The sequence below is a fragment of the uncultured Shewanella sp. genome (assembly GCF_947501665.1).
GTDB lineage: Bacteria > Pseudomonadota > Gammaproteobacteria > Enterobacterales > Shewanellaceae > Shewanella.
The window spans coordinates 104,575-129,162 of record NZ_CANMWS010000004.1; the positions used below are offsets into that span (position 1 = coordinate 104,575).

General features: G+C 39.4%; 24 protein-coding genes and 1 pseudogene. 10 read left to right on the forward strand and 15 right to left on the reverse strand.

Features of this window, described 5'->3' with window-relative positions; translation table 11 throughout:
- Window position 1 precedes the first annotated feature (1 nt).
- The 7 genes from Q0976_RS04100 to Q0976_RS04130 all read left to right on the forward strand — a co-directional run bounded on the left by Q0976_RS04100 (window position 2) and on the right by Q0976_RS04130 (window position 8,531).
- Window positions 2-3,190 carry an efflux RND transporter permease subunit gene (locus Q0976_RS04100; RefSeq protein WP_299491263.1) on the forward strand — a complete coding sequence of 1,063 codons (3,189 nt, stop codon included), beginning with the start codon at window positions 2-4 and terminating at the stop codon, window positions 3,188-3,190.
- A complete protein-coding gene (locus Q0976_RS04105) occupies window positions 3,184-3,864 on the forward strand; it encodes a response regulator transcription factor (RefSeq protein WP_299491265.1) in 681 nt (226 codons plus the stop codon). Before Q0976_RS04100 ends, Q0976_RS04105 begins: the two co-directional genes overlap by 7 nt.
- Window positions 3,861-5,150, forward strand: coding sequence for a HAMP domain-containing sensor histidine kinase (locus Q0976_RS04110; RefSeq protein ID WP_299491267.1), 1,290 nt, complete (start codon window positions 3,861-3,863; stop codon window positions 5,148-5,150). Before Q0976_RS04105 ends, Q0976_RS04110 begins: the two co-directional genes overlap by 4 nt.
- Window positions 5,151-5,549: 399 nt before the next feature.
- Window positions 5,550-6,527 (forward strand): hydrolase, encoded by a 978-nt coding sequence (locus Q0976_RS04115; protein WP_299491269.1) that lies wholly within the window; start codon window positions 5,550-5,552, stop codon window positions 6,525-6,527.
- A gap of 14 nt (window positions 6,528-6,541) precedes the next feature.
- On the forward strand, window positions 6,542-6,793 hold the full coding sequence (locus Q0976_RS04120; RefSeq protein WP_299491272.1) for a YheU family protein: 252 nt from the start codon (window positions 6,542-6,544) through the stop codon (window positions 6,791-6,793).
- A gap of 239 nt (window positions 6,794-7,032) precedes the next feature.
- Entirely contained in the window at window positions 7,033-7,914 is an 882-nt protein-coding gene (locus tag Q0976_RS04125; RefSeq protein WP_299491274.1) for a phosphoribulokinase, read from the forward strand.
- Between the two features lie 260 nt (window positions 7,915-8,174).
- Window positions 8,175-8,531, forward strand: coding sequence for a hypothetical protein (locus Q0976_RS04130; protein ID WP_299491276.1), 357 nt, complete (start codon window positions 8,175-8,177; stop codon window positions 8,529-8,531).
- A 7-nt stretch (window positions 8,532-8,538) separates the two neighbouring features.
- Here Q0976_RS04130 and Q0976_RS04135 read toward each other — a convergent pair whose 3' ends face one another.
- The 5 genes from Q0976_RS04135 to Q0976_RS04155 all read right to left on the reverse strand — a co-directional run bounded on the left by Q0976_RS04135 (window position 8,539) and on the right by Q0976_RS04155 (window position 12,094).
- Window positions 8,539-9,342, reverse strand: a complete 804-nt coding sequence (locus tag Q0976_RS04135) for a tetratricopeptide repeat protein (RefSeq protein ID WP_299491475.1) — start codon at window positions 9,340-9,342, stop codon at window positions 8,539-8,541.
- A 603-nt stretch (window positions 9,343-9,945) separates the two neighbouring features.
- Window positions 9,946-10,383, reverse strand: a complete 438-nt coding sequence (locus Q0976_RS04140) for a hypothetical protein (RefSeq protein WP_299491278.1) — start codon at window positions 10,381-10,383, stop codon at window positions 9,946-9,948.
- Between the two features lie 25 nt (window positions 10,384-10,408).
- The gene (locus Q0976_RS04145; protein ID WP_299491281.1) at window positions 10,409-10,963 is read right to left on the reverse strand and encodes a hypothetical protein; all 555 of its coding nucleotides are present in this window, start codon (window positions 10,961-10,963) and stop codon (window positions 10,409-10,411) included.
- A gap of 10 nt (window positions 10,964-10,973) precedes the next feature.
- Complete coding sequence (locus Q0976_RS04150; RefSeq protein ID WP_299491282.1) at window positions 10,974-11,333, reverse strand: Rap1a/Tai family immunity protein; 360 nt, start codon at window positions 11,331-11,333, stop codon at window positions 10,974-10,976.
- 167 nt (window positions 11,334-11,500) lie between these two features.
- Window positions 11,501-12,094, reverse strand: coding sequence for a hypothetical protein (locus Q0976_RS04155; RefSeq protein ID WP_299491284.1), 594 nt, complete (start codon window positions 12,092-12,094; stop codon window positions 11,501-11,503).
- A gap of 375 nt (window positions 12,095-12,469) precedes the next feature.
- On the opposite strand from Q0976_RS04155, the gene Q0976_RS04160 reads away from it, so the two are divergent.
- Window positions 12,470-13,519 (forward strand): hypothetical protein, encoded by a 1,050-nt coding sequence (locus Q0976_RS04160; RefSeq protein WP_299491286.1) that lies wholly within the window; start codon window positions 12,470-12,472, stop codon window positions 13,517-13,519.
- The gene (locus tag Q0976_RS04165; RefSeq protein ID WP_299491288.1) at window positions 13,506-13,940 is read left to right on the forward strand and encodes a hypothetical protein; all 435 of its coding nucleotides are present in this window, start codon (window positions 13,506-13,508) and stop codon (window positions 13,938-13,940) included. The genes Q0976_RS04160 and Q0976_RS04165 overlap by 14 nt, the downstream gene beginning before the upstream one ends.
- 81 nt (window positions 13,941-14,021) lie before the next feature.
- Here Q0976_RS04165 and Q0976_RS04170 read toward each other — a convergent pair.
- Both Q0976_RS04170 and Q0976_RS04175 read right to left on the reverse strand, forming a co-directional pair.
- Window positions 14,022-14,300, reverse strand: a pseudogene (locus Q0976_RS04170) (IS1595 family transposase); the annotation flags it as partial.
- Window positions 14,301-14,679: 379 nt separating this feature from the next.
- Window positions 14,680-15,612, reverse strand: coding sequence for a hypothetical protein (locus Q0976_RS04175; protein WP_299491290.1), 933 nt, complete (start codon window positions 15,610-15,612; stop codon window positions 14,680-14,682).
- 438 nt (window positions 15,613-16,050) lie between these two features.
- On the opposite strand from Q0976_RS04175, the gene crp reads away from it, so the two are divergent.
- The gene (crp, locus tag Q0976_RS04180; protein ID WP_299491477.1) at window positions 16,051-16,686 is read left to right on the forward strand and encodes a cAMP-activated global transcriptional regulator CRP; all 636 of its coding nucleotides are present in this window, start codon (window positions 16,051-16,053) and stop codon (window positions 16,684-16,686) included.
- 294 nt (window positions 16,687-16,980) lie between these two features.
- On the opposite strand, the gene Q0976_RS04185 is transcribed toward crp, so the two are convergent.
- The 8 genes from Q0976_RS04185 to cobT all read right to left on the reverse strand — a co-directional run bounded on the left by Q0976_RS04185 (window position 16,981) and on the right by cobT (window position 24,578).
- Window positions 16,981-18,291, reverse strand: coding sequence for a hypothetical protein (locus Q0976_RS04185; RefSeq protein WP_299491292.1), 1,311 nt, complete (start codon window positions 18,289-18,291; stop codon window positions 16,981-16,983).
- Window positions 18,292-18,337: 46 nt separating this feature from the next.
- A complete protein-coding gene (locus tag Q0976_RS04190) occupies window positions 18,338-18,787 on the reverse strand; it encodes a hypothetical protein (protein ID WP_299491294.1) in 450 nt (149 codons plus the stop codon).
- 190 nt (window positions 18,788-18,977) lie between these two features.
- Window positions 18,978-19,832: a cobalamin-binding protein gene (locus Q0976_RS04195; RefSeq protein WP_299491296.1), complete on the reverse strand. Its 855-nt coding sequence runs from the start codon at window positions 19,830-19,832 to the stop codon at window positions 18,978-18,980.
- A gap of 35 nt (window positions 19,833-19,867) precedes the next feature.
- Window positions 19,868-20,512: a cob(I)yrinic acid a,c-diamide adenosyltransferase gene (gene cobO / locus Q0976_RS04200; RefSeq protein ID WP_299491298.1), complete on the reverse strand. Its 645-nt coding sequence runs from the start codon at window positions 20,510-20,512 to the stop codon at window positions 19,868-19,870.
- 29 nt (window positions 20,513-20,541) lie between these two features.
- Window positions 20,542-22,059 carry a cobyric acid synthase gene (locus tag Q0976_RS04205; RefSeq protein ID WP_299491480.1) on the reverse strand — a complete coding sequence of 506 codons (1,518 nt, stop codon included), beginning with the start codon at window positions 22,057-22,059 and terminating at the stop codon, window positions 20,542-20,544.
- Between the two features lie 117 nt (window positions 22,060-22,176).
- Window positions 22,177-22,704 carry a bifunctional adenosylcobinamide kinase/adenosylcobinamide-phosphate guanylyltransferase gene (cobU, locus tag Q0976_RS04210; protein WP_299491300.1) on the reverse strand — a complete coding sequence of 176 codons (528 nt, stop codon included), beginning with the start codon at window positions 22,702-22,704 and terminating at the stop codon, window positions 22,177-22,179.
- Window positions 22,701-23,480, reverse strand: coding sequence for an adenosylcobinamide-GDP ribazoletransferase (locus Q0976_RS04215; protein WP_299491302.1), 780 nt, complete (start codon window positions 23,478-23,480; stop codon window positions 22,701-22,703). Before Q0976_RS04215 ends, cobU begins: the two co-directional genes overlap by 4 nt.
- 66 nt (window positions 23,481-23,546) lie before the next feature.
- Window positions 23,547-24,578, reverse strand: coding sequence for a nicotinate-nucleotide--dimethylbenzimidazole phosphoribosyltransferase (cobT, locus tag Q0976_RS04220; protein ID WP_299491304.1), 1,032 nt, complete (start codon window positions 24,576-24,578; stop codon window positions 23,547-23,549).
- Window positions 24,579-24,588 lie beyond the last annotated feature (10 nt).

A 24,588-nucleotide genomic window follows, 5' to 3' on the forward strand; every position in this document is an offset into this window, starting at 1 on the left:
TATGTCATCTCTTCCTGTTAACCCAGAACAGCCAACATCAACAAAACAAACCGGTATTATTGCTTGGTTCGCCCGAAATTCGGTTGCTGCTAATTTATTTCTGATCTCTGTTATCATTCTAGGGATCCTCTCTTTATATTCACTTCGAAAGGAAGTTTTTCCAAGCATTGAGCCCAGATTCATTACCGTTTCAGTCAGTTATTACAGTGGAAATGCTAAGCAAGCAGAAGAAGGCATTGCGATTAAAATTGAAAATGCCTTAGAAACTGTCCCCGGAATTAAACGTATTACCTCAGTCTCCAATGCCAGCGGGAGTACTGTTACCATTGAAAAAGAAACCAATTATTCCCTCGATACCTTATTTACTAATATTAAAACAAAAGTTGACTCCATTTATAACCTGCCAACGGATGCACAAAAACCCGTTATTGAGAAAGCCACTCGTGAAGATCATGCTATATGGGTGCAACTTTATGGTGATGCCGACCGAATCACCTTGCAAAAGCTAGCTGAAAAATTAAAAACCGCATTATTAACTAAACCTGCCATTCGCAACCTATCAATCTCAGCTGAATCCCAAATATTAATGTCAGTGGAAGTCGATGACAGTAAACTTCAAGCCTATGGGATCACCTTAAGCGATGTTGAAACGGCGATTAATGCTGAGTCTTCTGCACCTTTGACCACCAGCCTGCGAAATGAGAATAAAATTGTACGTCTTAAAGCTTCAGATCAAGCGTATCAAATTGCTGATTTTGAAAAAATTCCTCTCATTACCACCAGCACAGGCTCTGTTATCACTTTGGGGGAAGTGGCCACCATTACCGATACTTTTGACGACGATCCCTATACCCTCTCACGCTTTAATCAACAAAATGGCATGAGTATTGAGATAGTCATGGACGAGCAAGGGGATATAACCCAAATTGTTGATCAAGCCAACGCCGTTGTACAAGACTGGAATAACAGGGGATTATTACCTCAAAATGTTAAGCTAAAAACCTGGTATGATGGCAGCACCATCATCAAAGACCGGTTATCCTTACTCACTAAAAATGCCGTCAGCGGTATCGCACTGGTCTTCATCATACTGGCATTATTTCTCAATCTCAGACTCGCATTTTGGGTTGCTGCAGGCCTGCCTTTTGTGTTCTTTGGTACCTTGTATTTTATGGGCGATGCCTATACAGGCCTGACCATCAATGAAATGACCACCTTTGGGTTTATTATGGCATTAGGTATTGTCGTTGATGACGCTGTTGTCATCAGTGAGAGTATTTATACAACCCGCCAACGATTTGGCGACACGATTGAAAATACCATCATTGGCACCAAAAAAGTGGCCATCCCCACTATCTTTGGTGTATTAACAACCGTCGCAGCCTTCATCGCATTGTCAAATATATCGGGAAATATCGGTAAACTCTTTGCACAATTTGCGACAGTCGTGACCATTTGCTTACTGCTTTCACTGGTTGAATCAAAATTGATTTTGCCCTCTCACTTAGCCCATCTTAATACACAAAACAGAGCCACAACAGGGATTGCGGGCATGTGGGCAAAAATACAAGCACTCGCTAATAGCAGCTTAGAATGGTTTAACTCACGACTCTATCAACCCGCCATACGTTGGGCATTAAAGTTTCGCTATGCCGTGATCTTCATTTTTATCGCCATTTTTATTCTCGTGACGGCAATGCCTTTTAATGGCAGTGTTAGGGTCTCTTTCTTTCCCGATATCAATGGTGATGTGATCAATGTGGATATTGCAATGCAAAATGATGCCAGCTTTGGCCAAACGAATGCGAATTTACTGCTATTAGAAAAAACAGCGATAGCAGCAGATCAGCAATTAGCCGAAAAGTATCAGACCCATTCAAGTGCAATAAAAAGTGTTCAAGTCATCGCCAGTGGCGATCTCAGCGGTAAACTCATTGTTGAAATGGACTCAGACTCCCCCTATCCATCAACCGAGCTTATTAAGCAATGGCAACAGGATGTGGGCTCACCTGAAGGCATTAAAAAGCTTAAATTTAGTTCAAAAAAAGAGATGGTAGATAATTTTAAAGTTGAATTAAAATCCAATGATGCAACTACCCTTAAAGCGGCTGGTGCACAATTTAAAACGATGCTTCTCAATACCCAAGGTGTTAATGGAATCGAAGATAACTTATCTCCAGGTCAAGCACAGCTGCATTTTACTTTATCCAATCAAGGCCGAAGCTTGGGCATGGACACAGCCAGCCTATCCGAACAATTATTACAAGCCTTTGGCGGACAAGTCGTACAGCGATACCAAAGAGACAAAGATGAAGTCTGGGTCAGAGTCCGCTACCCCAAAGAACAACGTCAAACCCTTGCTGATGTAATGCAAGCCCGAGTCAGAACCCCTGATGGCACCATTGTTCCTTTAAGCGCTATAGCCGAAGTGAGTAGCGAATATCAACAAGATGAAATGACACGTATTAATAACCAAAGTGCCGTTTACTTAAGTGCAGCAGTGGACAAAACAATCATTGCGCCTAATGAGTTAGTCGCCAATTTAAAGAGAAATTTTGTTCCCCAACTGCAAAATCAATATCCTGATTTAAATGTATATTTTGCAGGTGAAGCTGAACAGCAACAAGAAACCTCCAGTTCGATGAGTAGTATGTTTATCCTCGCTATGCTCGCCATTTATGTATTACTGGCCATCCCATTAAAATCCTATATTCAACCCATATTAATCATGATGGCTATCCCCTTTGGTATTGTCGGGGCCATATTAGGGCACTGGCTAAATGACATCACCATTAGCCTATTATCGCTAAATGGTATTTTGGCGCTCAGCGGTGTTGTCGTTAACGACAGCTTATTACTGGTTTCTCGCTTTAATGAATTAATCAAAGCAGGTAAACATTCGGTGCAACAAGCGATTATCACAGCATGTACCAGCCGCTTAAGGGCCATTTTACTCACATCCATTACGACTTTTGTTGGATTAGTCCCCTTATTGAGTGAAACATCCCTACAAGCACAATTTTTAATTCCAGCAGCAGCCTCACTGGCTTACGGAATTTTATTTGCCACAGTGATCACCTTAATTTTGATCCCTGCATTATTATTAATTCAATGTGAAATAAAAACATTATTAGGTAAACTGCTCTCATTCAATGAAACGGCCTCTAAAAAGGAAATCTCATCATGCTAAATCTCTTATTAGTCGAAGACGACATCGATTTAGCCGCGACCATTATTGATTATTTTGAACTTGAATCAATGCAATGCGATCATGCGACAAATGGGTTAGCAGGCTTACACTTCATTGAGCAGCAGGCATATTCGGCACTGATCATCGATATTAATTTGCCTAAAATGGATGGGTTAACTTTATGCAACACCCTCAGGGAAAAAGGCATTGATACCCCAGTACTCATGCTAACGGCTAGAGACAGTTTAGATAATAAAATTGAAGGATTTCAATCAGGTGCAGATGATTACCTCGTCAAGCCATTCGCAATGGCAGAACTGATAGTGCGTATTCAAACATTGTCAAAACGTCGAAGCGGTCAAGTCAAAAAGTTGCGCTTAGCCGATCTTGAAATTGATCTGGCAGATAAAAAAGCCTACAGACATAATGATCCACTTAAGCTTTCACCCACCGCTTTTCGCATTCTTGATGTTTTACTGCGCGCATCACCTAATCCCGTCTCACGTCATCAAATAATGCAAAATATATGGGGGGATGATCAACCTGATAGCAATAGTTTAAAAGTGCACATTCATCACCTGCGTAAACAACTTGATGGGCAGCATAGTCCTAAATTATTACACACAGTGCAAGGTCAAGGGTTTGCCTTACGCCTTAGCAAAGAGCATGAATGATGAAAATAAAACCGAGCCTAAGATTCTATTTCTTTATTGCCGTATTACTCTTAGGTGCGTCACTCACCTTAGTCTTTTCGGCACTCACCATTAATTATTTTATTGAAGGGCTCGATACTGGCATGCGAAGCACCATGCATCAATTATCCAAAGTCGACAATGTTCGCGACAACCATCCTGTCAAATTAATTAACTTTCAAATATCCAGTCGATGGCAAGATGTACCTGCGGATATTAAAGCGCAATTTCCAAAGCCTCCTACCAAACAAGGCGTTTTACACAAGAAAATGCAAGATGTCACACTATTTTCTCCGCCTAAAAAAGCCTATTTCGTCATTTATATGATTAATGAACAAGGAGAAAAGCGCTATGTGAGTAAAGTCTTTAATAAAAATACCATCAAGAATGAAACCAAAAAAGGCAGCTCACATTTTACCGGGATCTTGTTATTCGGCATTTGTGGTCTCATTGTCTTCACATTATTTTTATTCCTCATTATGAATAAGATCTCCTCTCCGATGGAATCATTAATCAATTGGACCAAAACACTCAATGATAAAAGCTTAGCCCTACCGCCTCCTGACTTTAAATATCATGAGCCTAATGAACTGGCTCAAATCATTCACAGCAGTTTAAATTCGGTTCAATCAAGTCTCAAAAGAGAACAAGCATTTCTCAATTACGCCAGTCATGAACTGCGTACACCGATTTCAGTGATCCGTTCCAATATTGAATTACTCAATAAGATGAATGAAGTCACTCCGTTAAATGATAAGCAACAAAAAATATTGCAGCGCATTGAACGTGCTGGCTTCACGATGACACACCTTACTGAAACTTTACTCTGGTTAGGACGAGATAATACCATCCCCCCTCAAATATCAAATATCAAACTTAACAAACTTATTCAGCAACTTGTGGATGAACTGCGTTATTTACTGCAAGGAAAAACCGTCAATATTGACATTCAATCCAGTCAATATCGTATCAAATTACCAACAACAGCCTGCTTAATTGTGCTCACAAACCTCATTCGAAATGCATTTCAACACACTCAATCAGGTACAGTGTCAATTAAACAATCTAGCAATCATGTCATCATTGAAAATACCCATATTGATCCAATAGCAAAGCCGGATGATTTAGGCTTTGGCCTTGGACTGCAACTCACCCAACGACTCATTAAAAAATTTCACTGGCATTACAACAGTGAAAGCACCGCAATGGGCCATAAAGTTGAAGTGATCTTCACTTCCCCTCCTTCAAACAAAGTTGAAAGCGAATAAAAATTCTTCATGAGGATTTTATTCCAGCTGAGTATGTCATTTTACTCACACTAAATAACTATTGGCGTATCACTTTGGTATTAGCTACACTATTTTTATCGATGACTGGTTTAATGTTTAAGATGATCTATACCCGTGATGCTTCAAGCTGCAGGGTTCAGCTGGAATTAAAAGCCTTTTAGACAAGACGTTGAGCATCAAGCCTAGTCATTCTAAGCTGGTGTTCAATAACACAGTATAAAAGGCTTTTAAACCAGCCCGTTGGGAGTGTGTAAAAGCACCGACTTCTACGTTGTATCATCTTAAAAGGCAATAAGCATTTTAGCAATAATACGCCTTGAATTAGGCACTTTTACGCACTCTGAAAACAGACATTTTGAAGTATCACGGGTATTAACAATGAGTAGTGTATTTTCTCCCCCTTGGTGGGCAAAAAGCCCCCACATTCAAACCATTTTACCATCAATTACTCGAGTATTAGGGCCGTTATTAGAAAGGGAACGGTTGGAGCTCCCCGATCAAGACTTTATTGATCTTGACTGGTTATCGCAGCCCATAGAAAGTCAACCGATTATACTCATGTTCCATGGCTTAGAAGGCAGCGCTGACTCACACTATATAAAAAGGCTTTTTCTATCTTGTAAATCAAAAGGTTATTGCGCGTTAATTCATCATCACAGAGGCTGCTCTGGTGAACAAAATCGCCTGCCTAGAAGTTATCACAGTGGTGATACACAAGATGTTCAATTGAGTTTACAACATCTTAAAGAACACTATCCAAATAACCCTATTTATGCCGTAGGTTATAGCCTAGGTGGAAACGTTCTCACTAAATATCTTGGCGAACAAAAAGAGCAAAGTTTAATCGAACGTGCAGTAGTGGTTTCTGCGCCATTACAACTCGCCGCTTGTGCTAAAAAACTCGAAAAAGGCTTTTCAAAAGTCTACCAAAGTTATTTGATTAAATTATTACAACAAAAAATCATCGATAAAATGGAACGTATGGCATTAGATTCTTATATTCCTGTGACTAAGCATCAAATCAAAAATTTAACCACTTTTCATGGGTTTGATCATCAAGTTACCGCGCCATTACATGGTTTTGATGGCGTAGATGATTATTATCGTCAAGCCAGTGGGTTACCTTTTCTCGCCCATGTAGCTAAACCCACATTGGTCATTCATGCTAAAGACGACCCCTTTATGACAGAAGATGTCATTCCCGGCCCCGCAGAGCTCTCACCACATGTGAGTTATGAATTACACAAGCAAGGGGGTCACTTAGGCTTTATTGAAGGCGGGAGTCCTTGGCATCCAAAATATTACCTAGAACGTCGCATTCTTGATTTTTTATTTCCTACTTCACCTCAAACTTAAATGGATAACATTCAATGCTAGTTCCTTTTGAAGCATTACAACAACTTCCAAAAGACACAATTAACAACCTAATAAAGGAATACTTATTCACTCAAGTAGAAGATGGCAGTTTTAGCCATACAGATGACAAAGTACTAGAAAATGCTATTATTAAATGCCATCAAGCACTTAAATCTGGTATGTTAATGGTCGAATACAGTGAAGAAGATGAATCTATTGCCATCAGGCACAAGGATAATATCACAAATATGCAGCCGGAAAATTGACCTTAAGCAATTCAATCCGTATAACTATACCCATAATACTTGAAGATGCATGTTTTCAGAGCCTGTAAAAGGTCCTAATTCAAGACGTATTATTGCAGAAATACTTATTGCCTTTTAAGGTGATGCAACGTCGATACAGGTACCTTTACCCATTCACTTTTTAACGCGCTTAGCACTATCTTTTTTCAGCGCATGATTAATGAAGTGTGGACAACACTCCATATAGTTAGGTAATCAACATGTCAGCAAAACATCCCATTATTGCAGTCACTGGCTCCTCAGGCGCCGGCACAACCACAACCACCACCGCCTTTACAGAAATTTTTAGGCAACTTGGGATTAACGCCGTCACCATTGAAGGTGACAGCTTCCACCATTACACTCGAGCTGAAATGGAAGTGACTATCCGTAAATTGAAAACCGAAAATCGCAATATTAGTTATTTTGGTGCAGAGGCCAATGACTTTATTCGACTCGAGCAATGTTTTCATGATTATGGGCAAACCGGCCAAGGAGAAAGCCGCTCTTACTTGCATACCTTTGATGAAGCCGTTCCCTTTAATCAAATGCCGGGCACATTCACCCAATGGCGTCCGCTACCGGATAATACTGACATGCTTTATTATGAAGGCCTGCACGGAGGAGTGATCACCGATGAATGTAATGTCGCCCAACATGTAGATTTACTCATTGGCATGGTGCCTATTGTTAACTTAGAGTGGATCCAAAAAATTATTCGCGATACATCCGATAGAGGCCATACACGAGAAAAAGTCATGGGCTCCATTGTGCGTAGTATGGATGATTATATTAATCATATTACTCCTCAATTTTCACGCACACATATCAATTTTCAACGTGTCCCTACCATAGATACATCTAATCCTTTTAGTGCCACCACCATACCCAGTCTCGATGAAAGCTTTGTGGTAATTTGCTTCCATGATATTCAAAATGTGGATTATCCTTATTATCTCAATATGATCCAAGGCTCTTTCATGTCTCGTACCAATACCTTAGTGGTGCCAGGTGGAAAAATGTCCCTCGCCATGGAGCTCATTTTAACACCGTTAGTCAAAGAGTTAATGGACAAACGTATCCAACTTCGCTCAGAAGAGTAAAGCAGCTGAGCTCGGAATAAGCAGCGCCGTCAGATATCGCTATTTTGCCCCCTAGCTGTGTTATGCTTTCTACTAATAGCGGGTTATTAAGTATGAAAACTCGCCTTGATATCGACAAAAAATTCGGCAAAAATGTCGGAAAAAAGTGAAATAAGTAAAAACAACAAAGTAAATTAAACCATTAATTTTAAATATATAGATAACTCAATATAACAATCATCATTCCGAGTTAAGATTAAATAAAGCCACTGTTTAAACAAATGAATTTTATCGTTGCAACCAATAGCTATCGTGCATTTGGGGGTAAATTTGCCGGCACAAGAAAAGAAAATGTCATATACGTCTCACCCGATAGCAGTAGAGATGTGTTAGCCAATTACATCACAGAGCAAACCGCAAAATGGGGACAGGTCTCTGCGGCACCGACTTATAATTGGCATTTGAAAACCATTAACACACACATCCCATTAGATATTCGTTTTGAAACTCAAAACAGCCCAAAAGCTGACCGTTTTATCATTCAACATCAACAGATAAAAATGACCAAAATAGCCACCAACAACATAGGGTTTGCCGAGTATCGGCTTGAACTCGCCACAGTCAAACCAACAAAATAAACTCACATCACATTGAAAGGCTATTTGAATGCTCTCTAAAGGGCTTGTGCTGCTTATACAAAGCAAGTCGCTTCACATACGCCTTGAAATCCGCTTCTTCAGCCACCTTATCTATCACCTTTATGGCTTTTTTCTGTGCATCAATAGCCGCCCTAAAATCACCTTGTTCGGCATAGGCCGCTGCCAAGTTATCTAAATAAACCGGATTATTTTTATTCTCTGCCAATAAAGACTTTATAATGTTCTCCGCTTTATGACCGTCTCGATATTGCGCTTCAGGACAAGTTGCTAAAATCCAGGCAACATTTCCAAGTGAGACCTTATCTCCCACCAACTCAAACTGAGATAAAGCTTTGCCACAATTTCTGGGCACACCTAGGCCACCAGCCGCATAAATAAAGCCTAATCGAAAGCTGGCCCACTTGCGATCGTCATTGCGCTCATTATTCACTAATACCGTATACCAGTGCGCAGCTTGAGCAAAATCCTTTGGAATAAATTGTCCGTCATAATACAAATCAGCCAATGTTTTCTGCGCTTTCTCGTCACCCCCCTCTGCTGCAGCCGTAATCGCATGAATAGCTTGAGGGGTATTTTGATCCACATATTTTCCCGTTAAATACATGATCCCCAATAAGTACTGCGCTTTAGGTTTACCTAAGCTGGCATTAAGCTGCAAATAAGCGATTTTACTGGCTTCTATTGCTTGAGACGATTGAGGAATAGAAAATGCCATACTCTTTATCGACATCACACTCAATAATCCGGCCATGACAATCCAGCCTTTTCTCGCCCACAATCGATGTTTCATTTCAGCCTCTTCTTTATACGTCATCAAAACGCTAACCTCATGCCATTAAATCGATTTTATCCCGCAATATCAAGCAAGAAAATCACAAACAACCAATCACAAAGAACGAAAAATCGAACAGAATAGAGAATAGAGAATAGAGAATAGAGAATAGAGAATAGAGAATAGAGAATAGAAAATAGAAAAGTTAAACCAAACATGCCATCAAAAAGCCCTAAAATGACCCACTCATGACTCCATTGGCCTTAACCTCATAGTGGTGAAACTCACCACTTATTAGCATGTGATTTTTTCACTAATTTTGCTAAGATAACTGCTCATTTTAAGACGTTTATCGCTCTTTTTCTTCGAAGCCTAAAGTCGCATTTCGCACTTTCATTATTATGTTCAATAGGGGCGGAAATGGTGAAAATTAGCGGCTTGTTCAACACTTACATCATTGTGGCTGGTCGGGAATGGAATCTCATTATTTTTTGGTATAGCTCAAAATGGTGAAGAGTTTTCACCACCACCTGTAAATCCCTTCAAAAAACACTTTGGAGTGTAATGACGCTTTTTCCTATACTACCTCCAGCGACCGTAGGGGCAAGTTTAATGGCCTTATTATGCATTAGATTTTCCAGCCAGAACCCATTTTACAATTTTTATCAGTAGCCATACAAATAACCAAAAAAGCATTGGGGCTAAAATTAATAAAATTAAAAAGCCAATATAATTAGGTGATTTATGAGCCATTTGTCCCAAGTCTAACTCTACGAGACCTTTGCAACCTTCATTATCTAACCTTTTATCATTTAGCAACATACCATCATTTGAGCACTGCTCATATTTCCACTTTTTATAGCTAGCAACTTCGGTTTCATCAAATGGGGTAAAAATAACAAATAAATATGTTCTCTTAACATTGGACGGACTAGGGTTATTGAAACCAATATAGATATTCAGCCCCCATACCAAAGCACCCAGAAAATAAATTCCGGTTAGTACTACCGCGAGCCTTTTCCAGTGATTAAGTTTGTTAAAGCATGAACTTAATTTCAATGTTGTTTTTCACCTCGAATTTTTACTAGTATTTTTTTCGTTCTCTCTCTTCTATATCTTTTGTGGCATTTACTGCTATCTCTGCTATTGATCTAATTTGCTCTGTAAAATCGTCACTATACTCTTTAAGGCTATCTGGGAACTGAGTAGAACCTAAGTCTCTTAGGTTCTTTATAAGGTGCCCATAATAGAAATGACATGAATTTAATGCTATATCAAATGTGGGGTGGTGAGTTATGTTCGTATCATCAAAATCATGTGCTACTGCTTCATTTCTGTAAATTTTCATTTCTTCCCAATAACCCGACCATTTTTCCTCATCAATACCAAGAACAGTCAATAATTCAATTTGAAATTTATTGTGATCTTCGACAACTCCTTTCCAATGGGAAGGCTCAGCATTTGAGCCAAAGACTTTAGTCCACCCCAAAACAGCCTGATCAAATAAACTACTTTGAATTACACGCCAGAAATTTAGTTTTTTAGTTGCATTGAGCTTAGAAAGTTCTCTCTTTAAACATATACAACGTACTATCTGAACTAACAATTCTATTTGCCCCTTAATCTTAGCTTGATCCATAGAGAAATCCTCAGTTTGCATAACTATTACACGCTTCAAACATAGCTCGATATATAATTGTATGCATACTTTCATGCCAAATTTCGGGATTAGATTTTAGATACTTATTGAAAATTGCGACTAATTGTTTCCCCGTCATTCCTTTAGTACATTGTTCCAACACAGCTAAATTAAGCTTAGGCGCACCATACATTGGAGCAATGAGCATTCCATCAATAACACCTTGGGAATAAATATTTTTACCTACAGTATCTAATGCTATGAAGGTATTGCCACTAACGAACCCATTAGAGATTGAAATTGTTTTTTCTGCATGAATAAAGGGAGAAAAACTTAATACTAGTATTAATATAATCTTCGAAATTCTCAACGGTATCACCTTATGCATATTATTCTTGTCATTTTAAGGCTAAACCATATTTGAAATATACGCATATTCGCGCTACCAGTGATAAGGCTCGTTTTATCACTGGTTACAACACTTGGGATAAGATCGCGGCTGCGCGCGGCATATCCTTATTCGTTATCCCTTTTACATTAAATATGGGTAGGTCTTTTATCAATATATGAATGGTAAGACTGCTTTTCTGGCCCCCAATTAAAGAAAATACCTGAATTATCTTTTGATAATTCTTCAGCTTGGTTTTCAGAAATCACTAACTCTATCTCTGATAGTTTCTGGGGTGACTTTTTATTCACAAGTTTGGCAAAAACACACAATTTATATTCACCCTGCATAAATTCAAAACTCCCACCATCTTCTGGAAGTACAAAATGATGATCAAAAGTTACACCTTCCTCTGGAACATATAAGCCACTCCCTACTTTTAGAGATCCGCGTTCGCCATATGCCCAAACATTAAAATTTTGCTTAGTCTCATTTCTTTGCAGGGAAAGATACAAACTCTCAATAACATTCCCTCGTTTTGCCGAACTATATAACAACGTTCGCAAATATACTTTATTTCTATTGCTTTTCAACGGTGATATATCGGGTCCGAAAAATATCAATACAGGGCGAGTCATTAATAACTTCCCTTTATTAAAAAATGTCGCCCATGCAGTAAAAGCTGAAATAATGAGGGCAACACAAGAAAATAGTAATCCTAATATATATAGTTCTTTTGGCACCAACAGCTCCTTGATGGCTAACAGCTTATTCAATAGCAGCAGGATAACCTTCTAAACTGCTTTATTTTATGCCGCTAGGGTACACTCACAACTCATTGTTGTAAAATCGTTAATTGCTAAAGTAAGCAGTTGATATGCATTAGGTAGTACAAAAAGAAATAGACAGGTTTATGATGGCTTTTGCACAATAAAAGCCTACCAGTGATAACTGGCCTTATCACTGCTTTCCATTTCTGAAATTAGCTTCTCAACTTTGAGACACAGCCCTCATTTTTATCATTACCAATAAATAATCCTTGAATTAGCAAAGTGTTAGCTGTATTGCTGTTTCTTTTTTTCGCACCAATATGAAAACCAAGAAAACAAGGGATTGTAATGGGTTGTAAATGTTATTTCTGTAATCCGACACAAAGGGCTAAGCCAGCGCCTAATCCGCCGTGTCAATTAAGCCCCAAAGAGCGAGTACTAAAACAGCAAAGAGAAAGGTTGATGGAGGCGAACGAGAACAGCAAACCTGATCCTGAGAATGATGCCAGGCATGCTGCTCATGTTGAAAGGATACTAGCTAAAGGGAAGGCCGCAGCGGAGGCCGAAAAAGCAGCGGCAGCGTTGTCTGCTGCTAGTCTAACAGCGGCCAGCACTGCAGTGGCAGCTAAAAGTCAGACTGGGGTTAAGATGAATCCCAATAATATGCACTGGCCAGCGGAGGATTTCACCACAAGAGAGCGCTATGACATTGAATGGGATTTTTCTAATCAAGAGACGGTTTCACTGGCCTTATTGACGCTGGAAGAGGCAGAGGAATATCTTGAAAATCTGCAACAAAATAGTGCTTATGACAACATGTCAGAAGGTAAAAATTACACAGGGCTAGCGATGGGCTTAAAATCGGCTCACTCTCTTGGTAAGACGCTTAATTCTTATGGTGCGACGGCCAGAGCTGTAATGATTAATGGGGTCGAGCATATTGTCATCGAAAATTATAAACCAAAGTATTTAGACTTAGGAACACGTTGGCAAAGAAGTACCCCGCAAATGCTTAAGATGGGACTCGCTTTAAATACTTTAAAAGGCAACGTTCAGTTTTTAAAGTCAAATATCATTGTTGAAATAGCCTTTAGTGGTGCGGTGAACGCAGCCGATTACATGATGAATGACGAGGTGACATTAAGAGAAGTGGTTAAACGTTTTTCTGCGGATGTGGCTAAAGGGGTGGTAACTGGTTTAGCTGCTCAGGGATCCGTTGTTGCTATCAGTACACTTGCTGCTTTCATGGGATTAACCATTCCTGTTGTTGGACAAGTGTTTCTTTTTGCTGTTGCTTGTTTTTATATTGGTGACGGTGTGTCAGCACTTGAGAATGAATACCAGTATACCGATAAGATGTTAAATCAAATTGAAGGGTTAATTGATGAGGGAAAATAAATTAGTCACATACTTAAAGATGATCATAAGCTTATTTATATGTTTAGTTCTTTTTGCATTTACAGTAAAAAGTTCTTTAGATTCTATTGATTTATATAATCAATTAGGAGATTTAAAAAGAGTTCGCTTTGCAGGACTATTGAATAATATATCATCTTGGATTTTATCTGGATTTTTATTATTTTTATTTATTTGTTTGTTGTATAGGTTGATAACTAAGAAAATTATTCCTCTGCCGATAGGCACTTTTTTACTGTTATTTTCCATTATCGGTGGTGTTATAGGCTTAGTGTTAGACTCCATGACTAGAGAAAAAGTCAAAGAATTGGGTTACCAAGAGTGTAAAAATGAGGCGTATTTTTCCCGTAATGCGTCGCATAAAATCTATGTCTTATCTCAGGCTGATTGTGAGGTGAAATAATTAAAGCTATTCCTGTGTTAAAACCCTACCAGTGATAAACAGGCGTTATCACTGGTAGGATTAGATTTAAATATTTGGTTTGCTAATTACGTCGTTATTTTTTGCTGTTTCCATAAATCTATGTCGCCATAAAAAAGCCGTTTTAAGGTTAATGTTGCACACTTTTGCGGCTTCTCGTAAAGATAAGTTTAGCGACATACAATGTAAATATTGTTCCCAAAGGTGAGGTTTGTGAAGGCGAGCGAAAGAAGTTTTAGTCTTATTATTGAATGTTTTTAAGCATGAATTACATCGATACCTTTGTGTTGAAACAGCTTTTCCCCACTTTCTGATATGAGAGCATTGACAATATGGACATTGATTACACTCGCCAAAATAAGGAACTTAATTATATATTTCAATACCTTAAGTTATAATTATGTTTTAATACTTTAATTATAGCTAAATCATCAGTAATTGGGGGAGTCTATTTATCAACCAGTAATAAGGCTCATTAACACGGGTGTATTCAGGCTAAACTCAAGTGTAACGACAGCGCATCTTAAACCGATTTTCACGTTATCGAGTAAATAATAACGGGGATTTAACAAATATCGAGTGCCTTTAGTGAATAACACCTATTTTAAATACCTAAGAGCCAGTGATAACAAAGGTTATCACTGGTTTATCTTATCTCGACAAAGCCCGCCCTGTTAGCTTATCTATGGCATTCTTATCAATGCCACTTGTTATTGCCAGCTTATTCAACAACAAAAGCGGTCTCGCAAGGCGTAGTAACTGCGTATTCATCGCTGTTACCAGAGACTAAGCTCACAGTATAGAGACCCGGAGCACTATACTGAGTAGTGTTTAAATTAAATGCCCATTTGTGGCCCTTAAAAACAAAGGAATTACCGACTGATGGCTGCATTGACTGTTTATCTTTTTTGGCTTTATTCGCTTGTCCGACACCCATAACCTCCGCACTGACATCAACCGCTTCCGCTTGAAGCACATCACTCACTGAAGGGGTATACATCACTTGCACTACAGGCGATGCCGACACCTCATCTGAGCCCAATTCATGACCCTCATTATCTTCAAGTTTTGCACGTAAAGGTAATACGCCATGTTTATTCATCTTCATCACCTTATGATGTTTTCCGTCTGCGGGTGTTTTAAATCCAACACAAGTGTAACTCGCCAACGCCTCAACATAAGTCAACGTTTCTGGAGCCGTCATTCCCATCATGCAAGAGCTCGTTGACATGGATACAGTGCCATCCTCATGTACTGTCGTCGTAGCGGGAGCACCGCATTGTCCGTTGCTACGCTCCACCGTGGAGTCTGTCAATTTCAATTTTGTGTATGAACAAGGACCCACAGCAGTACTACAAGGGTAAGTGCCTGTCACTGCCTGTAAAGAGAAAGTCATTAAATTCAGGGTGTCAGGATCCAATTCCCAATCCACAGTAAGAATGTTAGCTTCAGTGTAATCATACAGGCTCAAAGACACACCATCAGCAGACTGCCCACTGTCCGTTGGAAAATGAATGTGACCAACCACTTCCCCGTCACTGTTAACAATATTTTTTTCAGACATCGCAAACGCTGTGCCTACCATAGTGAAGCAAATCAAAATAAAAATAACTTCTCGAATGTACATTTTATTAAAGTCATATTTTTTCATCATCTTAATCTCTTTGAGTCATGGTTAGTCTTTGTAGTGAATTCACTTCCCTAAAACATTCCCTAAAGCAAGAGCAATTCCACTTTACTTGCCTTACAAAGGTTAACGTGAGACAAAACAATAAAAATCAATCCCAAGTATGAAACCTACCCTAGCCATATGACTGCATTTTCAACATCAACTCATCCTTTTGGGTTATTTCTCAATACAAATATCCATTAATTTAAAAATAAAACTCATCACTAAAGAAACACGCCTTAAGCTTGCATACCCACAACGCCCTAAAATTTGCTAGAATAAGTCAATCTTTCCTTGTCATTGTTCTGTCAAACGAAAAGCAGATAAAATTTTGATCTTAATCAATGTTTTACTCGAGTAATTGACGTATGATGAGGGAATAACATGTTTTTATCATTTAATGTTAAGCCGAGGAATTTAGGCATGGCTCTGATTGGAAAGCCGAAACCCGATCCAACTTTGGAATGGTTTTTATCACACTGTCACCTTCACAAGTATCCATCCAAGAGCACATTAATCCATGCTGGAGAGAGTTCAGACACCCTTTACTATATTGTCAAAGGCTCTGTCGCCGTCTTGATTAAAGACGAAGAAGGCAAGGAAATGATCCTCTCTTATTTAAACCAAGGAGATTTTATTGGCGAGCTGGGGTTATTTGAAGATCAAGCGGAACGCACTGCATGGGTAAGAGCCAAACAGGCCTGTGAAATTGCTGAAATATCCTATAAGAAATTTAAGCAACTCATTCAAGTCAACCCAGAAATACTCATGAAACTATCCGCTCAAATGGCTTACCGTTTACACAGTACCAGTCAAAAAGTGGGAGACTTAGCGTTCTTGGACGTTGCCGGGCGCATCGCACAGACTTTGTTGCACTTAGCCAAACAACCCGATGCAATGACCCATCCCGATGGTATGCAAATAAAAATTACTCGCCAAGAAATTGGTCAAATTGTTGGCTGCTCTCGAGAAACTGTGGGACGTATTTTAAAAATGTTGGAAGAGCAAAACCTCATCCAAGCTCACGGAAAAACCATTGTGGTGTATGGCACTCGATGATCATAAAAAAATAGAAGAGCCAATGGCTCTTCTATTTTCTGTAAATAGCCTGAACGTAGCATAATGGGTGCGACGCATAAATTAAATTTCAATTAAAATAAACAGCTTAAATAAGAGGTTTATTTATTTTACTGTTTGCTAAATACCGATATTTTGTCAATATCAAGGCACAGAGTCTTGCCTAAAAGCCCGCGATGAGTAGAAAGCTCAACATCGATAAGATCCCAAACAGCGACATTTAACAGCGCAGCTTATCCCGAGTTCAGGTTAAATACTGTTTAACGCTTCCATCCACTATATGTATGATACAGACCCTTTCATCACACGATCGATTTCCCATTGTGTGTCTTTGGTTTCTATTTCTTTGTACTCATGTGTCGCTGCATATAACATCTGTGCATACGGACATTCATGGGCACGAATATCCAGTTTATCAAAGCCCCCGCGACCCGCCATACGAAATGTCTCGCCAGCATTCAAAGGCACATTCCAACCTAATGTATGCTTAATCACTCCTTGCCCAAAACCTTTCATATAGCTGTGTGTTGATAAACTATCATGACGATGATTAAATTGTATGACTTCGGTACCTTGAGGCTTAATTTGATTATAAGCCATTCCAACTAACCGTTGCACTCCAGCCCCCATAGGCTCAGCGTTAGAGCACACGCCTTTACACTCATTCGCTAATGCAGACGCCTGAGCCATTAATCCTCCACGAGAGTGACCGACATGTGTCATTTTCAAATGACTCTTTTCGAGTAAACCTTTATTCATCTTCTCAACAGTGTGCTTAACGACTTTGCCAAACGCTATCGCTTGCTCCACACTGGGAGGAATTGCGCCGCACCAATTGCTCATATTACCAATAACTTGGCTTTGTAATAGTTTCTTTCCATTTGCCCCATCAAATCCACAAGCTGTTCCTCCATGACAAACAACTAACTCATTTCTTTTTTCATCAAACAGAAGTGAAATAACGTTTCCAGTTCTTTTGTCTTTAAAAGTCCCACTATCATCCAATCCATTTCTCACCGCTTCAGGTAAAGCGGAAAAAAAACGACTAATAATAGGAGAACGACTTAAGTTTAATTGATTAACCGCCTTATACTGCCAACCTTGAGAGCTTTGATCAATGACATCACTACTCAATGCTCGGCTACTACTAACAGCCTGATAATTTTTTGGTTTTCCAACATAATCCATCGCCGCTGCATAGCGTAAATAGTCTTTTGCAAGTGCTTTATCACCTATTTGGGGCTTAGGGCTCAGCTTTTCCCACCCCCCCATTGGAATACTGACAAATTTTGGGGATGGCAAGATCCCATCATGGGAAGCCCGCTTCATATCACAGACTTTAACAGTACACGCACTGATTGCTTTTTTTACCATAGGGCAAGGAATTATCGCCCTCATCGAACGCCCAATTCCCTTCGGTGTGCAAAGACTACGGATCAGCGACCATTTAGCATTTTTTTTAAACGTGTTTTGTATATGATTTGTATTATCAAACCAAGAAAGAGTATCGCTATCTAATGGTTTAATCGTATTATCTTGAACAGTATTTGAACGAAAAATATTTTTAATATTTGAAAAAGCAGGCACAACATTTCCTAAATTTATAACAGTAGAGGTACTAACAAAAAGCTCGTTAAATTAAGTGAATAGAATTATCATTCGAGTCTAATTTATCATCATTAAAATTAATTCTGTTCCTCAAGCGTAAAGCCGTAAAATAAAAAGCTTCAATAATCTTATTGAAGCTGTCTACATTATATGCATTGATATCATCAAGAAAACTTAACATGATGACACTTAAATCATCATCAATAGCTAAGGCGGCTCCTAAGGTTTCAATTTGATTTTGATTTATTTTCAAACATTCTTGCATCACTTTTAATTTAAGGTAATCACTATCAGGCAAAGGTGCCACACAAGTATTAATATAAAAATCAGGTGAATTGGAGAATACTTTTAGCGACATTAACGTTTCATCAAAAGGAATAAAGCACACATCACCTTCAAATTCTAACTGAGTATTATTATCCTTATTTAAACGAGAAATCCATTCATTTAAAATGTTTTTAGCACTATGATTCATATTAATCTTTATCGTAAAACAATGGTGTAGAATAAATAACATACAAAATAAACCGTATATTATTCAATATCAGTAAATGACTAAGATCACCTACTGATATTTATATTAGATATAATTAATATTATTTTCTTTCAATAAGTGGACAAACCAGAAATAAACTTATTTATCCGTTAACAATATATTCAATGATTCACTCATTAATTAGCCTTGCATCATCCAAAGTATCACATAAGGCTTTAATACCTAATAGCGTACGTGGTGAAGGGCGGTGTAATAAATCAGCATTTAATTGATAAATATGATGATGTTTTACCGCTGGGATTTCTGGCCATCGAGACCAATCAACACCAAGCACATTGCCTTCATCTTGGCTTTGTAAAATCACCTCTGGTGCTTTGAGTAGTACCGATTCTTCACTCACTTGTGGATATTCATTTTTTGCATCATAAAAGATGTTCTTTCCATGACACACGGTAATAATTTGTTGGATCCAACTATTTTTAGCTACCGTCATTAGCGGAGTAGACCACAATTGATAAAAAACTTTGATGTCTTTTTTAGCTGAATTTTGTTGCTTTATTTGACTCAGCGCTTGTCGATAATCGGCAGCACGTTTATTTGCTTGTAATTCATGGCCTGTCAATGCCCCTAACCGTTCTAAATCATCAGCCACATCAAGAAGGGTTTTAGGATCGCTATTGACCAAATGAAACCCAAGTTCACGCAAGCGTGCTAGCCCCTCTTGGTTACTCTCCCCTTGCCAAGTCACAATAAGATCGGGGTTAAGCTCAATGATTTTCTCTATCTGAAATCCATAATAACCACCCACTCTAGGAATGGCTTTCGCCGCTTCAGGATAATCACTGCTGTCTGATGTGCCTACTATCAACTTTCCCGCACCAATAGCAAACAACATCTCAACGGCATGGGGCGATAAAGCCACAATGCGCTTCGCAGGCAACTTTTCTAATGGCGTTATCAATGACGCCACGGCTAGGTTGATGGACAAGACGGCGAGCATACTCAACAACCCAAAAAAATACATTAATATGCTCATTTCTTTTTTAGTGCAGTTCATCACTAATAATCAAACCCAGGTTGCGCCTTAACACCCGCCTCAAAAGCATGTTTAATGGGTTGAACCTCACTCACAGTATCGGCCAGTTCTATAATTTGGCGATGACACGCCCTTCCCGTCACAATCACATGCTGCATAGGAGGACGATTTTGTAAGGCCTTAATCACTCGATCGACATCTAAGTAATGGTAACTCAGCATATACGTCAATTCATCCAACATGACTAAATCAATAGTGGGATCGCTCAATAGCATTTCTGCGGCCTGCCAAGCTTCCACTGCAGCTTGGGTGTCTTTCTCTTTATCCTGAGTTTCCCACGTAAAGCCCGTTCCCATGACATGAAATTCAACCCCAGCTCCCTCAAGTAAAGTTCGTTCACCGCACGCCCAATTCCCTTTGATGAACTGCACCACAGCAGCCTTTTTACCATGGCCCACACAGCGAGCAACAGTGCCAAAACCCGAGGTCGATTTCCCTTTACCATTCCCCGTTAAAACCAACAAAATCCCTTGCTCTTTTTGCGCTTTAGCAATTTTAGCATCAACACTGGCTTTGACTTTTTGTTGCCTCGCTTTATGACGCTCCGCTTTTATTTCATCCCGTTGCTTATCACTTTGCGCTGGGGTTACCTCTGGATGATTTTTCATCAGTGTCCTTATTATTTTCACAAACTAAATTAAAGTGTCACTATCGTCGATAAATCGAGATGTGTTTCTAACACATCGGCTAAACGTTCAAGCTGCTGGGCTTTAATTTCATCCACATCGATGGACGCGACATCAGTCATGCCAGCCCACTCAAGCACGAGTTTTCCTGCCTTTGGGCTATCAAAAAGTCCATGCACATAAGTACCTAAAATTTGATTATCATGAGATAACAACCCCTCTTTAATCGGCTTAACATCTGCAGTATGGTCATCAACTTGAGCAACCCCTTTCTTTTTTTCATTAAAAGAAACAGGCTGTATGCCTTGGCTGATTAATTGCGTATTACCACAGTGAATTTCATATCCTTCAAGTTCCGCTTGTTGACCATTTAACTCAATATGTCCAATAATTTGAGTTAACGTTTTAGTGTCTGTTAATTGCGTCTCTATTGGCAGCAAGTTCAAGCCTAAGCTCTCGCCTTTAGTCCCCTCTACACCATTAGGATCGCGAATATGCCGTCCCAACATTTGGTAACCACCACAGATCCCAAGTACTTTACCACCATAGCGTAAATGTTGCTGAATATAACGATCCCACCCTTGAGTTTGTAAGCAGGCTAAATCATCTCGTACACTCTTACTGCCCGGTAAAATAATTAAATCAGCTTGAGGAAATGAAGACACATCAACTGGTGTTTGGATAGAAACATAACAAAATTCTATATGAGGGTGTAATCGTAGTGGGTCGAAATCGGTATGATTACTAATCCTTGGATACACTAACACGACAACCTTAAACCTTGCAGTTTCTTTCTTTGGTGAGTCAATCAAGGCATCTTCTGCTTCAAGGTGTAAATCCTGCAAATAAGGTAACACCCCCAACACTGGCTTTTTTGTATATGCTTCTAACCAGTCAATACCTGATTGCAATAAGCTAATATCACCGCGAAACCGATTAATAACAAACCCTTTCACTCTAGCTTGCTCACTCTCACTCAATAAGGCTAATGTTCCCACTAAATGAGCAAACACTCCGCCCTTATCGATATCAGCAATAATAATAACAGGGCAGTCAACCGCTTCAGCAAAACCCATATTGGCAATATCACCCTCACGCAAATTAATTTCAGCTGGACTGCCGGCCCCCTCAATGACCACCCATTCATATTGCGCTGTTAACCGAGCAAAAGAATCGAGAACAGCCTCCATGGCCAATGCTTTATAACCTTGACTATTTGGACCAAAAAAAGCTTGTGCTTCTAATGCCATCAAGGCTTTACCTTGTACAATCACTTGCGCACAAGTATTTGAATTGGGTTTTAATAAAATAGGATTAAAATCAGTGTGAGGCTCAAGCCCACAGGCATAGGCTTGCAAAGCTTGCGCACGTCCAATTTCACCACCATCACAGGTAACCGCACTATTCAAAGCCATATTCTGTGGTTTAAAAGGCGCTACTTTTTGCCCTTTTCGCGACAAAACCCGACATAACCCTGCCACTAAGGTGCTTTTGCCTGCATCAGATGTCGTCCCTTGCACCATTAACATTTTTGCCGATCCAGCGTTATCCGTTTTGTTCACGATACATCTCTGTCAATTGAAATCATTGCATGCCAATAGCCGCTACAATAACAGCTAATTATTAGTGTTAACATAAAATTAGCCCTAGCCTTTAAGCCGTTGCGGTAATCCTGCCGTGACCAAGGTCACCCGTTCAACAAGTTGGGCAATATCTTGATGTAACCATCCAGCTTCATCAATAAAACGTCGACTTATCTCTCCCATCGGCACCACACCCAGGCCCACTTCATTACTCACTAACACTAACTCACCTTTCGCTTGAGATAATAAGTCTAAAAAGTCTGCTTTTGTTTGTGACCAATTTTCTTCATTATTCAATAACTGATTAGATAGCCACAAGGTTAAACAATCGACCAATATGACAGTATTCGATGACATTTGATCCATCAAACACTCACTCAGCCTCAATGGACACTCAATCGTTTGCCAGTTCAAGTCACTTTTATTACGTATAGTTTGATGATGATTTATCCGCTGCGTCATCTCATCATCTAATGCCTGCGCTGTCGCAATATAAGTGCAATCTAACCCTTTCTGGCTAAAATCTGCAACGATGGATTCTGCAAAACGACTTTTCCCACTACGAGCGCCACCCAATATGAAATGGATCAAAAGGGCATACCAAAAATGAGTAAAACAAAATAACAAGTCAACTCACTCACTTGCTGAGCAGCACCTAAAGTGTCTCCCGTGTATCCACCGATTTGACCTCGAAAAAAAGCCACTAATAATATTCGTACCATAAGCAAAGCTAACACTAAAACCAATGCTTGCCACAAGTTAAGAAATAATAAGGCAAGCACTGCTGTCAATAACAAAATCAATAACTCATTGAAACTTTGAAATTGTGCCAATGGCTTCACTTTACTGTCATTATCATTACGTACGTATTTTTCACTAAAAATAAGACTGGCCGCCAATACTCGGCTTAAACAATGAGCAATAATGAAAGCAAGCATAACGCGATTTGGATCAAACAAAGCAATTTCTGTCAATAATTGCCATTTAAACAACAACGCAAAGACTAATGCTAGCGCGCCATAACTGCCTAAACGAGAATCCTTCATAATATTCAGCTTCTCAGCAGCACTCCATGCCCCACCAAATCCATCTGCGGTATCGGCCAAGCCATCTTCATGAAATCCCCCCGTGATCACAACACTCGTTATCATAGACAGTACTATCGCAATCGAGACCGGTAACCAAAAAGCCGTTATAGCAAAAACACTGGCACAGACTCCCCCGACAATTAAGCCGATCAAACCAAAATATCGACTCGCTTGATTTAATCTATCCGTATCAATGTCAATCCACGCGGGAATAGGTAAACGTGTTAAAAAGCCCATTGCAATAAAAAATAAGCACAACTGTTTTTTGCAGGAATTCATCGCTTTCTCATTATTGTTATAACTAAAAACCATTTCAAGTTGATAAACTAAAACTAAAACTAAAACTCAATCTATTTTGATCCCTAAATCCGTTAGACTTGCCATTTGGTTATAGAAATTGCTCGCGGCTTGAATAAGCGGCAAAGCCAATGCAGCACCCGATCCTTCTCCCAATCTCATATCAAGATTTAATAAAGGTTTCGCCCCTAAGTGATCCAATAACCTTTTATGCCCTTGCTCGTGAGATTGATGTGCAAAAATCATATAATCTCTTGCATTTTCATTAATTTGAATAGCTGATAATGCAGCAACAGTTGCAATAAACCCATCAACAACTACCAACATTTTTCGTTGAGCTGCCGCTAATATGGCACCTGTCATTTGTACGATTTCAAAGCCACCAACACATGCCAAAACATGATAAATATCCGTTAGATCTTTTTTGTGTAGCGCTAATCCCTGTTCAACAATTTGGATTTTTCGCGCAAATTTTTCATCATCAATCCCCGTTCCTCGGCCAACACATTCCTTAGCTGTCATCTTTAACACACTGGCCATAATCGCTGACGATGACGCTGTATTACCTATACCCATTTCCCCAAATGCAATCAGGTTACAGCCTTGCTGATAATGGAATTCAACCCGTTGGCTTGCCAATTCAAACCCTTTAAAAACGGTCTCAATACTCATTGCTTTTGTTCGATGAAATGGCTGAGTCCCTTCACCTAGACGTTGCTGGACTAAACTTGGCCATGACGCCAGTGGCGACAATATGCCACAATCAATCACTTCAAGGGCAAAACCCACCTGATGACAAAACACATTAATGGCGGCACCTCCACTAATAAAGTTCATCACCATTTGTTGTGTCACTTCATTTGATGCAATAGAGATACCTTCTTGACTCACACCATGATCAGCCGCAAAAACCAACATCTGAGGTTTAACAATAATAGGATTATCTTTGCCAAGCACTCTTGCTATCTGCATTGCTAACAACTCTAACAGACCTAACGCTGAAGGTGGCTTGGTTTTCGTATCTATTTTGCGTTGAATGTCCTTATCACTAGCATGGCTAACAGGTGGTATATCAAACATAAATACTCTC